Below are 10,300 nucleotides of genomic sequence, written 5' to 3' on the forward strand. Positions count from 1 at the left end.
TGCCGACCTTGCCGGGTGCATGTCCAAAATACGGTCGGGCATCGGGATGCGTCATGCGGAGGGCCCCTCCGCCCCCCTTCCGGCCCTGGCCGAGTTCAGGACGGCCAGCAGCGCCACCCCGACGTCGGCGAAGATGGCCTCCCACAGTCCGATGGAGCCGATGAATCCCAGGACGAGAAAGAGGAGCTTGGCGCCCAGCGAGGCCGCGATGTTCTGTCTCACGATGCTGCGCGTCCGCCGCGCGATCTCCGCCAGCTCCGCCACGCGCGAGGGCGAGTCGTTGAGGAGCACGGCGTCCGCCGCCTCGATGGCAACGTCGGAGCCCAGGGCCCCCATGGCGATCCCCACGTGGGCCGAGGCCAGAAGCGGGGCGTCGTTCACCCCGTCCCCCACGAAGGCGGCCGGCCGGCCCTCCATCAGCTCCCGGAAGGCCTCCACCTTCATCTCGGGCAGAAGCCCGGCGCGAAAGCCGTCCATCCCCAGCTCTCCGGCCACGCGTTCCGCGGTGTCCCTGCGGTCTCCCGTCAGCATGTAGCTTCGGATCCCCCTGTCGTGCAGCACTTTGATGGTCCGGGGGGCGTCGGGCCGTATGACGTCCGAGACCGCGACCGTTCCCAGAAAACGCTTGTCCCGCCCCACATAGATCAGGGTGGCCGAAGAATCGCCCCGTGCCTCGAGGGCGTCCACCCCGTTCTCCCGGAGCCACTCGGCCCTGCCCGCATAGAACGCCTCGCCGTTCCGGATGGCGCGCACGCCCTTGCCGGCGGCCTCCGTGGCCTCGATATCCCCGGGGTTGACCGTCCCGAAGGCCTCCCGGACGGAGCGGGCCAGGGGATGTCCCGACAGGGCCTCGGCGACGCGGGCCGCCTCCCGGAGCTCCTTCTCCGCCACCCCCTTTGCGGGGATGACGGCCGTGACCTTGAACACCCCCTCCGTCAGTGTGCCGGTCTTGTCGAAGGCCACTGCGGTGATCCCGCTCATCGCATCGAGGACGCTTCCGCCCTTGACCAGGATGCCCCGCCTCGACGCGGCCCCGATGCCCCCGAAGTACCCCAGCGGCACGGAGATGACCAGGGCGCAGGGGCAGGAGACCATCAGCACCACGAGGGAGCGGTAGAACCACTCCCGCCATCCTCCTCCGAGGACGAGGGGCGGAACCAGAAGCGTCAGCAGGGCGACCCCGAAGATTGCGGGAGTGTACCAGGCCGCGAAGCGCGAGATGAACCGCTCCACGGGGGACTTGTTCGCCGCGGCGCGCTCCACCATGTCCAGCACGCGGGCGATCTCCGAGGACTCGAAGGGGCCGGACGCCTCCACGACCAGCGAGCCGTCCAGGCAGACCGTCCCGCCGTAGACCCTCGAGCCGGCCACGGTGCGCACGGGGACCGACTCACCCGTGATGGAGGCGGTGTCGACCTGAGACTCCCCGGAGACGACCGTGCCGTCCACCGGAATCCTCTCCCCCGGCCGGACCACCACCTTCATGCCCGTCGTCACGGCCTCCGGGGGGAGGTCCTCGATGTCGTCCCCATCCAGAACGTGGGCTACCTTGGGCTTCTCGGCGAGCAGGGCCCGGACGGACCGGCGCGAACGGCCCGCCGCCCGCCCCTGTAGCCACTCCCCAAGCTGATAGAGGACCATGACGGCCAGGGCCTCCGGCAGTTCCCCCAGGCCGACGGCCGCCAGGGATGCCCCGCCCATGAGGGTGAACTCGTTGAAGAAGTCCCCTCTGCGCAGGCTGCTCCACCCGTGGCGCAGCACCGGCATTCCGCAGAGCAGCCAGGGGACGCCGTAGAAGATCCCGCGCCGGACGGGCGGGAGCGAATCGCCTATGAAGAACCCCACAAGCAGGACCAGAAGCCCCATGAACTGAACGGCGAGCTCCCAGAAGTCCGGCTCGTCCTCCTCCCCGGAATGGCCCGAGCAGATACCGCAGCACCCCTCGCACCCGTGTTCCTCGTATCCGTGCTCTTCCATGGAACCGTGTCCGTGGGGTTCGTCATGGCCGTGACCGCAGCCGCAGGCTTCCCCGCAGGCATCTTCGTCGTGGTGATGTTCGTGATATCGGTGTGCCGGTCGATGTTCGTGATGTCCGCCGCAGCCTTCCTCATGTCCGTGTCCTCCGCAGGGGATGCCGTCCCCCGGCCCGAGTTTCATCTCCGCACCGCTCATGGCTTCGCCCTCCAATCCACATTCCAATGGTCCGCACCCCACGGGCCTCCGCGCTCCGACAGGGCCGGAGGACGGGGCGCGGAAGATCACACCAGGCGGGAGAACTGCTCCAGGGCCCCGGAGAGGCGGTCCAGGACCTCTTCGCCGTTGCCCTGCCGGATGCCGTCCAGGACGCAGTGGTGCAGGTGTCCCTCCAGGATGTACTGCCCCACCTTGTGCAGGCCCGCCTTGACCGAGCCGATCTGGATGAGGATGTCCTCGCAGGGCTTGTCCTCCTCCACCATCCGCACGAGCCCGCGTACCTGCCCCTCGATCCTCCTGAGACGGCGAACGATGTCCTTCTCATCGATGCATTGCAGCATGAAACCCCATCGCCCCTCTCGATACCCCTATGGGGTATTCATATACCCCTCTAGGGTATCTTTTTTTCGGAAGATGTCAAGAAAAATCATAGGGATTGGCGGCGCTGGCGGAAATGGCCGTAGCCCGGCCGCCTCCGGGCGGAGGGCGGTATAATGAGGAAGCGCGGGCCTGGCCCGCTCTTTCGATTTCGGCTTCGTTAGGGGGGACGTATATGCCGCTCCAGGATTTTTCGAGGGCCGAGGCGGCGGCGCTTCTGCCGGGCCGTCCGGCCGACATGCACAAGGGGGACCGCGGGCGGCTGCTCGTCGTGGGCGGCTCCGACCGTTATCCGGGCGCTCCCGCCCTGTCCGCCCTGGCGGCGCTGCGCAGCGGAGGCGGGGTCGTCAGCCTGCTCTCGTCCCCCGCGGTGTGCGCCGCCTGCGCGGTGCGGATCCCCGAGGTCGTCCATCTGCCGGAGGCGGGGGACTGGGCCCGGACGGCCTTGAACGAGGCTCCCTCCCTTGCCGCTGCGGTCCTGGGGCCGGGGCTGGGGCGCGCGGCCGAGTCCCTGAACGTGGTTCGGGAGCTCTGGGTCCGATGGCCCAAGCCCCTTCTGGTGGATGGCGACGGCCTGTTCGCCCTGTCCGGCGTTGCGGTCGAGGCCTGTCCCCCCCGGGACGACGCGGTGCTGACCCCCCACGAGGGGGAGGCCGCCCGCCTTTTGGGGATCTCGTCGGATGCCGTGCGAGGCGATCGCCCGAGCGCGGCGCGGCGACTGGCGGAGCGTTGGGGCTGCGTGCTGCTCAAGGGGAACCCCACGATTGTGGCTTGGCGCGGGGAGGAGGCGGCCCGCCGTTTGAGCTGGGGCGGGCCGGAGCTCTCCGTCCCCGGCTCGGGCGATGTGCTCTCCGGCTGTATCGGGGCCTTCCTGGCGATGGGGCTTGCGGCGCGGGACGCGGCGCTGTTGGGCGCCTCCCTGCACGGCATGGCGGGGGCCCGCCTGCGCTCCGGAGGCGTGGACGGCGTGCTGGCCTCCGAGATTGCGGATGCCCTGCGTCCTGCGATAGAGGCGCTGCGTTCATGAGGCGCCGGCGGGTGGACTGGGACGAGGAGATTCGGAAGACGGACCGCATCCGGAGGAGAGGGTTCGCCCTGAGCGCCCTGAGCCTCGCCGTGGCCCTGGGGGTCATCTTCGGGGTGGGACGGATGGGCGGCGTCGACGTCTCCATGCCGCGCAAGGTCGTCGCGATTGCCTGTCTGGTCCTTGGCGTCTTCCTGTTTCGCGTTGTCCTGAGGCGGCGCGAGCGCCTGCGGCGGGAGCGCGAGGAGAGGGAATCCGAGGGGAGGGAATCATGAGGGCGGCGTTTCGGATCGCCTCCCGGTCCGAGGCGGCGACGCGGTGCCTCGGGCGGGTCCTGGGGATGGCCCTGCTGCCCGGCGTGACCGTATTGCTCGCGGGGGATCTGGGGGCCGGCAAGACCGCCTTCGTCAAGGGGGTGGGGGACGCGCTGGGCTTTGACGGCGTGCGCAGCCCCTCCTTTACCCTGATCAACGAGTACCGCACGGAGCGCTTCCTCCTGGCCCATGCGGATCTCTACCGTCTGGACCCCGAGGGGGTGGACGAGCTGGGCCTGGAGGAGTACGCCGGGGCCGGGGATGCCGTGCTGATGGTGGAGTGGCCGGAGCGCTGGCGCTTTCCGCCGGGGGCGGAGGTGCTGAACGTGGCGCTGGGTGTGCGGGGGGAGGAGGAACGCGTATTCGAGGTTCGCTCCGTCGGGGAGCGGGCGGACGAGGCGGCGGACGCCCTGCGCGCCGGTGCGAAGGACTGCCCCGGTGCGGAGCTTTTGTGAATGGCCCGGAGGAACCCCTTGAGGCTCGGAGGAATCCCCTCGATGAACTCGATGAAGAAAATGAAAGATGATGTGATGTTGGTCCTGGATTGCAGCCTGCGCCTCACCGGCGCGGCCGTCGCTCGGTGCGGCGAGGTCCTGTCGCGGGAGAGCAAGGACCTGGGGCGGCGGCAGGCGGCGGAGCTGCCTCTGATGGCGGAGCGCGTCCTGGCGGCGGCGGGCATGACGTTCGCCGACATCGGCTTGATGGCGGTGACGAGCGGCCCCGGGTACTTCACGGGCATCCGCGTGGGCGTCGCCTATGCGGCGGCGCTGGCCTACGGGCTGGGGGTGCGGATCGTCCCCGTATCGTCCCTGGAGATGCTGGCCTCGTCCCACCCGGCCTTTTCGGAAGGGGAGGTCCTGGCGGTGGTCTACGCGGGGCGCGGGTTCGTCTACGCGGCCTCGTTCGGCTCCGGATCCGATGCCCTTCCCGTGGGCGAGTACGGAGGGGAGCCCCTGGGGGCGTGGATGAAGGGGCATTCGGGGGCCGCCGCGGTCTCCGACGACCCTGGCCGTGCCGCCGAGGCCGCGGGGCTGACCTTCCTCATCATCCCGATTCGCCCGGACGTCGCGAAGGCGGCCGAATTGGCGTGGGACCGGCGCGCCCGCGCGGTCTCGCCTCTCGAGCTCCGGGCCGTGTACTGCCGGGCGCCCCAGGGGACGGTCTGATCCGTATTTTGGGTCGCCGAGTTTGTTCGTCGTCGGCGGTTTCCCGGACGGGGATTGTCGGGTATCATTGACGAGGATGCTTTGTACGATGCTGCAGCGTACGCTTGGGAGGCGATGCGGGCATCGCCTTTGGAAAATCGGGAAAATTGTCTGAAGCGGAGTGATGTCCTCAAAATGTGCGGGATCATGGGTTACACGGGCCCGCGGCGGGTCGTCGATGTCGTCGTGGGCGGGTTGGAATGTCTGGAGTATCGGGGGTACGACTCCGCGGGGATCGCCGTCGCGGGGCCGAAAGGCTTGGGCATGGTGAAGTGTGTGGGCAGCGTGGCCAACCTGAAGGCGAAGCTGGAGACCACCCCTCTGGAGGGCAGCGTGGGGATCGGACACACGCGGTGGGCGACGCACGGCGGGGTCACCGACGAGAACGCCCACCCCCACGCCGACCCGAGTCGAAAGGTCGTCCTCATCCATAACGGCATCGTGGAGAACTTTCACGAGCTCCGGCAGGAACTGAGCGCTCAGGGCGTCGCCTTTCTCTCCGAGACCGATACCGAGGTCGCGGTCTGCCTCATCGCCCGGCTCTACGCCCTCAACGGCGGCAATCCCCAGGAGGCCCTGCGCGGGGCGTGCCGTCGCTTTCGGGGCTCCTTCGCCTTCGTCGTCCTGTTCACCGACCTGCCGGACCGCTTCTACTGCGTGCGCAAGGGGCCCCCGCTGATCCTCGGGGCCGCGGAGGGCGAGGCCTTCTGCGCGTCGGACGCGACGGCGCTGCTTCCCTACACCCACGACATCCTCTTCATGGAGGACGATCAGATCGCCGAGCTCTCGGCGAAGGGGATCGCCCTGTCGGACTTCGAGGGCCGTCCGCTCCCGGCCGAGCTGAGCACGGTCGACTGGGACCCCGAGATGGCCTCCAAGGGGATGTATCCGCACTTCATGCTCAAGGAGATCGAGGAGCAGGGCGGCGTGCTGCGGCGTACCCTCGCGGGGCGCCTGGTGGAGGACTCCATCGACCTGAGCGCGGAGGTTCCCCTGACGGACGAGGAGGCGGCCTCGCTGCGGCGCATCCAGCTCGTCGCCTGCGGAACGTCCTACTACGCCGCGCTGGCGACGGCGGGGCTCTTCGACCGCTTCACGGGGCTGGACCTCCGCGTGGAGACGGCGTCGGAGTATCGGTACGGCGATGCCGTCTGCGACCCGTCGACGCTGTCGGTGTTCGTCTCCCAGTCCGGGGAGACGGCGGACACCCTGGCCGCGGCCCGGGGGGCCAAGGCCAAGGGAGCGCGCTGTCTGGCCGTGACGAACGTCGCGGGTTCGTCCCTGGCCCGGGAGGTCGGCGCCTTCCTCGAGCTGCGCGCGGGACCGGAGATCGGGGTCGCGGCTACGAAGACCTTCATGGGGCAGCTTGCGGCCCTGACCCTGCTGGCCCTGTGGATCGGGAAGCGGCGCGGGAAGCTCTCGCCGCAGGACGAGTCCCGGCTTGCCGGGGAGCTGAAGCTCCTGCCCCTCAAGGTGGAGGAGCTCATCGCCCGGAGCCGTTCGCTCAAGGACGTTGCGGAGCGCCGGCTCGAGGCCCGCGGGTTCCTCTTCATCGGCCGCGGCGCATCCTATCCCGTGGCGCTGGAGGGGGCCCTGAAGCTGAAGGAGATCTCCTACGTTCACGCCGAGGCTCACTCCGCGGGGGAGATGAAGCACGGCCCCATCGCCATGCTGGACGAGACGATGCCCGTCGTGGCCCTGCTGCCGCGGGACCGCATATTCGAGAAGACCCTGTCCAACGTCCAGGAGGCCCGGGCCCGGAGGTCCCCGATCATCGCCATAGCGACGGAGGGCGACCCCGACGTGCCGCGTTTTGCGGACGACTGCATCTTCGTCCCAGGGACGGAGGACGAGCTGACGCCGTTCCTGACGGTGATCCCGCTGCAGTACTTCGCGTACTACCTGGCGTACCTGATGGGGCGGGAGATCGACAGGCCGAGGAATTTGGCCAAGAGCGTCACCGTGGAGTAATTTCAATTCCAAATCACTTGTATACTTCGTGATTTTTGCTCGCCTTGCTCGACGTACTGTTGTGTACGCCCTCGCTTCGGATCGCAAAAGCCGCTTCGTCTACAAGCGATTTAGGGAAGCGCTGATTAAAACAAGAACGCATATTTTGCCAAAGGGAAATATGCGAAACGTCTATAAAAAAGCTCCAGCGCTTCCCTAAAAATTAACATGGGGGCTTCGCCCCCAAGCCCCCACGCCGCTATCCCGATAGCGGCGGCCCCGGCAAGTTTCTTCCTCAAAATAGGCAAGCTGGGGTACCACCGGGGGGCTTCATGGATTAAATCAGCGTTTTCTTAAAAACTGGAATGGAGTATACGTGTTAAGGAAGGGGAGTCCCGTGGAAAACATCGTCATCATAGACTGCGGATCGCAGTTCACCCAACTGATCGCGCGGAGGGTTCGGGAGCTGCACATCCACAGCGTCGTACTGTCGTGGGATGCCCCCCGAAGCCGCATCGCGGAGCTCGCCCCGCTGGGCGTCATCGTCTCCGGTGGTCCCGACAGCGTCAACGAGCCGGGGGCCATCGCCGTCGACCGGGGCCTCTTCGACCTGGGGGTCCCCATCCTTGGGATCTGCTACGGGATGCAGCTCATGACGAAGGTGCGGGGTGGGACCGTCGCCTCGGGCGAGCGTCCGGAATATGGGGTCACGCCCATAGAACGGCGCGGGGAGTCCGCCCTTTTCAAGGACCTCGCCGACAACCTGGAGGTCCTGATGAGCCACGGCGATCGGGTCGCCGCGGTGCCGCCGGGGTTCCGGGTCACGGCGGAGACGGCCCACGGCGTCATCGCCGCCATGGAGGACGAGGAGGGCCGATGCTTCGGCCTCCAGTTCCACCCGGAGGTCGTCCACACCCAGCAGGGGACGCGGATCCTGAGGCAGTTCCTGTTCGAGGTCTGCGGCTGCAGGGGGGACTGGAACCTGGGGGACTGGATCGAGGACGCCGTGGCCGATATCCGCGAGAGGGTCGGGGACGGGCGCGTCGTCTGCGGTCTGTCGGGCGGCGTGGACTCGAGCGTCGCCGCCGCGCTGGTGCATCGGGCCATCGGCCCTCAGCTGGAGTGCATCTTCGTCGACCATGGGCTGATGCGCCTCAATGAGGCTTGTCAGGTCATGGATTCCTACAACGGGCTGGGGCTGTCGGTCCGCCACGTGGATGCCTCGGAGCTCTTCCTGGGCAAGCTGGCCGGGGTTACCGACCCGGAGAAAAAGCGCCGCATCATTGGGGGCCTTTTCATCGAGGTGTTCGACGCCGAGGCGGCGAAGGTCGGCCGCGTGGACTGGCTCCTGCAGGGCACGATCTATCCCGACGTCATCGAGAGCGGCAGCAAGAAGGGCTCGGTGCTCATCAAATCGCACCACAACGTGGGCGGACTGCCGGAAAAGATGAAGCTCCGCCTGCTGGAACCGCTCCGGGATCTCTTCAAGGACGAGGTCCGGGAGCTGGGACGCCTCATCGGCGTGCCGGACGCGATCGTGAACCGGCAGCCCTTCCCGGGGCCGGGGCTCGCGGTGCGCTGCCTTGGCGAAATCACGAGGCCGCGCCTCGACACGCTGCGCGCCGCCGACGCGATCTTTCGCGAGGAGCTGCAGAGGGCGGGGCTCTACGAAAAGATCTGGCAGTCCTTCTGCGTCCTGCTCCCCGTGCGGACGGTCGGCGTGATGGGGGACGGACGCACCTACAACGAGGTGCTGGCGCTCCGCGCGGTGAACTCCCAGGACGCCATGACGGCCGATTGGGTGCGCATCCCGCCGGAGGTCCTGGATGTGACAGCCCGGCGCATCTGCAACGAGGTGCGCGGGATCAACCGCGTGGTGCTGGACGTGACCTCGAAGCCGCCCGCGACAATCGAGTGGGAGTAAATAGGAGGTAAGGCGTCATGAAATTTGCATTTCTGATTATGGGAGATTTCAATATCGAGGCGGACAGGGCGTCGATCCATGACGGTACGGCCCGGATCGTCGGCGTCGCGAGCATAGGGGAGGCGAAGGAGGAGGCGCTCAGGCTGGAGCGCGAGGGCGTCGGCTGCATAGAGCTTTGCGGCGCTTTCGGAGAGGACGGAGCGAGAGCGATCATCGAGGCGACGGGAAACAGGATTCCGATCGGCTATGTCACGCATTTCCCGGAACAGGACGAGGTGTATCGCACCGCCTTTTCCGGCTGAACGCCTCCGGTTCGCGGGGTTGGGTTTTTGAGGAGGATCTGAATTCCATCCCCGCAGCCCCTGGGAACGTGAAACGAGAATACAAATGGACTCATTTGCACGCTCTTTGCCCAAGGGGCTCGACTTCCGGGAGGCTCGGAACGACGATGTTCTGCGGATTGCGGAACGCCTGAACAATCGCTCCCGGAAGTCTCTTGGCTTTCGTGCCCCTAATGAGGCATTTTTCAAGTTGCCTGTTGTGTTTGGCTTGACAATCTAGCATGGAAAAATATATGGAAGCGTTACTGTATGAGGACACTAGGTAGGAGGTGTTTTATTTGGATAAGCAAGTGTGTAACCTGACTGTTTTTCTTATGAAGGACCATGTTCAAGAGTTTAAAGACTGCCTAAAAACTCCGAACTCACTTTCTTTATCCAAATTAAAATCTCAGTATGGCTTAGATGGGGAAATCTACTATTGCGGCAGTAACAAAAGGTTTCCTCGTTGGAAGCCATATTTAGATGAACTTTCAAACGAACCTATAAACATTTCAGAAAATGCCTCAAACAAAGCTGTTGTCCTTATACATATTCAAAATAGAATCATGGCCATGGTGTTCGGATACGGACGATCGTTTCTTAGAGAAGAATGTCTTGAACGTAATTTTGGCCTCAAAGTTGCGCTCAATATTATTAATCCCAACAAAATGAGAAGTATTAATGCGGCGACAATAGAAGATATGGTTGTTACAACACAACGCCAAGCAAGCTATAGCACTACCCAAGATGAATTTGGTCTAAATGTAACAAATGATATTATGAAAGGACTCACTGGAGAGCCAGACGACCCTGTCTATGGGAAACATATAAGTGGTAAAGATCCTTTAGTTGTATCTGTGCTTATGGAAGGTACGGAACTTAAGGAAAAACTTCGACTCTATTATGATGCTTATAAAGAGGAGAGATATAAAAAGATAGGCTCCTCGCTATCAGGAGTGGTTGGTTTATAAAAGGCTACCGTTATGGTATCT

The 10,300-nt window shown here is 65.3% G+C and carries 10 protein-coding genes; 8 read left to right on the forward strand and 2 right to left on the reverse strand.

The features are described from left to right. Nucleotides 1-51 precede the first annotated feature (51 nt). Together ABLA28_RS00305 and ABLA28_RS00310 are read right to left on the reverse strand one after the other, a co-directional pair. A complete protein-coding gene (locus tag ABLA28_RS00305) occupies nucleotides 52-2,172 on the reverse strand; it encodes a heavy metal translocating P-type ATPase (RefSeq protein ID WP_347712037.1) in 2,121 nt (706 codons plus the stop codon). 86 nt (nucleotides 2,173-2,258) lie between these two features. Next, a complete protein-coding gene (locus ABLA28_RS00310) occupies nucleotides 2,259-2,534 on the reverse strand; it encodes a metal-sensing transcriptional repressor (RefSeq protein WP_347712038.1) in 276 nt (91 codons plus the stop codon). Between the two features lie 212 nt (nucleotides 2,535-2,746). Here ABLA28_RS00310 and ABLA28_RS00315 point away from each other — a divergent pair, with 212 nt between their 5' ends. From ABLA28_RS00315 to ABLA28_RS00350, 8 genes are all read left to right on the forward strand, one after another. After that, nucleotides 2,747-3,598, forward strand: coding sequence for an NAD(P)H-hydrate dehydratase (locus ABLA28_RS00315; RefSeq protein ID WP_347712039.1), 852 nt, complete (start codon nucleotides 2,747-2,749; stop codon nucleotides 3,596-3,598). Continuing rightward, nucleotides 3,595-3,870: a hypothetical protein gene (locus ABLA28_RS00320; RefSeq protein ID WP_299298040.1), complete on the forward strand. Its 276-nt coding sequence runs from the start codon at nucleotides 3,595-3,597 to the stop codon at nucleotides 3,868-3,870. The genes ABLA28_RS00315 and ABLA28_RS00320 overlap by 4 nt, the downstream gene beginning before the upstream one ends. Then, on the forward strand, nucleotides 3,867-4,364 hold the full coding sequence (gene tsaE / locus ABLA28_RS00325) for a tRNA (adenosine(37)-N6)-threonylcarbamoyltransferase complex ATPase subunit type 1 TsaE (RefSeq protein WP_347712040.1): 498 nt from the start codon (nucleotides 3,867-3,869) through the stop codon (nucleotides 4,362-4,364). The genes ABLA28_RS00320 and tsaE overlap by 4 nt, the downstream gene beginning before the upstream one ends. A 42-nt stretch (nucleotides 4,365-4,406) precedes the next feature. Next, complete coding sequence (gene tsaB / locus ABLA28_RS00330; protein WP_347712041.1) at nucleotides 4,407-5,075, forward strand: tRNA (adenosine(37)-N6)-threonylcarbamoyltransferase complex dimerization subunit type 1 TsaB; 669 nt, start codon at nucleotides 4,407-4,409, stop codon at nucleotides 5,073-5,075. Between the two features lie 174 nt (nucleotides 5,076-5,249). Then, complete coding sequence (gene glmS / locus ABLA28_RS00335) at nucleotides 5,250-7,085, forward strand: glutamine--fructose-6-phosphate transaminase (isomerizing) (RefSeq protein WP_347712042.1); 1,836 nt, start codon at nucleotides 5,250-5,252, stop codon at nucleotides 7,083-7,085. Between the two features lie 376 nt (nucleotides 7,086-7,461). After that, nucleotides 7,462-8,988, forward strand: coding sequence for a glutamine-hydrolyzing GMP synthase (gene guaA, locus ABLA28_RS00340; RefSeq protein ID WP_347712043.1), 1,527 nt, complete (start codon nucleotides 7,462-7,464; stop codon nucleotides 8,986-8,988). A 17-nt stretch (nucleotides 8,989-9,005) separates the two neighbouring features. Beyond that, nucleotides 9,006-9,290, forward strand: coding sequence for a DUF6506 family protein (locus ABLA28_RS00345; RefSeq protein WP_347712044.1), 285 nt, complete (start codon nucleotides 9,006-9,008; stop codon nucleotides 9,288-9,290). A 317-nt stretch (nucleotides 9,291-9,607) separates the two neighbouring features. Beyond that, a complete protein-coding gene (locus ABLA28_RS00350; protein WP_347712045.1) occupies nucleotides 9,608-10,279 on the forward strand; it encodes a DUF6119 family protein in 672 nt (223 codons plus the stop codon). Nucleotides 10,280-10,300 lie beyond the last annotated feature (21 nt).

Origin of the sequence: uncultured Fretibacterium sp., assembly GCF_963544685.1 — a bacterium.
In the GTDB taxonomy this organism is placed as follows: domain Bacteria; phylum Synergistota; class Synergistia; order Synergistales; family Aminobacteriaceae; genus CAJPSE01.